We start from the raw sequence: 273 nt of genomic DNA, 5'->3' as shown, positions 1-273 counted from the left end.
CCCCTGGAACTGAATCTGGTAGGAGCCATCGGCCTTGGTCAAAGCGTACGCCGTTTCAGCAATGGCGGACTTGCCCGGATTTTCTTCCTCGTACTGCGCCATGATCTGCTTTTGCGCGTCACGGAACTGATCCTGGGTTGCTCCCTTGTTTGCAGCCAGCCACTTATCGAATCTGCGGGCTACCTCGTCCTGCACATATGACGCACGAACCTTCAGTCCCTCCATAGGCTTATCGCCCATACCAGTATTTAGCCGGGGAACATCGCCGTCCTC

At 56.0% G+C, this 273-nt stretch carries 1 protein-coding gene; it reads right to left on the bottom strand.

Annotated features, from left to right (window positions below; all coding sequences use genetic code 11):
- Window positions 1-240 (bottom strand): hypothetical protein (locus QP415_RS11800; RefSeq protein WP_285100207.1); only part of this gene is annotated, 240 nt, incomplete at its 3' end.
- Window positions 241-273 lie beyond the last annotated feature (33 nt).

This window comes from Pauljensenia sp. UMB3104, from assembly GCF_030217285.1.
Taxonomy (GTDB): Bacteria; Actinomycetota; Actinomycetes; order Actinomycetales; family Actinomycetaceae; genus Pauljensenia.
This window is presented reverse-complemented; position numbering and strand designations above follow the sequence as displayed.